At 74.0% G+C, this 631-nt stretch carries 1 protein-coding gene; it reads left to right on the forward strand.

Features of this window, described 5'->3' with window-relative positions; all coding sequences use genetic code 11:
- Window positions 1–37: 37 nt before the first annotated feature.
- Window positions 38–631, forward strand: a 594-nt coding sequence (locus tag OSB71_RS24290) for a zinc-binding dehydrogenase (protein WP_323055346.1), incomplete at its 3' end; no start/stop codon positions are given.

Here is a 631-nt window from a genome sequence, read left to right on the forward strand (position 1 = left end):
CCCTGGGGTGTCCGGGGTGCGGCCCGGGGACCGGGTGATGGGCCTGTTCTCCGGCTCCTTCGCCCCCAGCGCGGTCACCGAGGAGCGCATGCTCGCCCCCATTCCCGAGGACTGGACCTACGCCCAGGCCGCCGCCGTGCCGTCCGTCTACCTCACCGCCTACTACGCGCTGGTCGACCTCGCCCGCGTCCAGCCCGGGGAATCCGTGCTCGTCCACGCCGCGTCCGGTGGAGTGGGGACGGCGGCGGTGCAGGTGGCGCGGCATCTGGGCGCGACGGTGTACGGGACGGCGAGCCGGGCGAAGTGGCCGGTGCTGGAGGGGCTGGGCATCGCTCCGGAGCGGATCGCGTCCTCGCGGTCGGTGGAGTTCGCCGACGCCTTCCGGACCGCCAGCGGCGGGCGGGGCGTGGACGTGGTCCTCAACTCGCTGACGGGTGAGTTCATCGACGCCTCCCTGGACCTGATGCCGCGCGGCGGCCGGTTCGTCGAGATGGGCAAGACCGACCTGCGCGACCCCGACGCACTCCGGCACTCCCACCCCGGCGTGCACTACCGCCCGTTCGAGCTGCTGGACGCGGGGCTGGACCGGATCCGGGAGATGTGGGGGCGGGTGCTGGAGCTGTTCGCGCGG

Origin of the sequence: Streptomyces marinisediminis, assembly GCF_026262575.1 — a bacterium.
Taxonomy (GTDB): Bacteria; Actinomycetota; Actinomycetes; order Streptomycetales; family Streptomycetaceae; genus Streptomyces; species Streptomyces marinisediminis.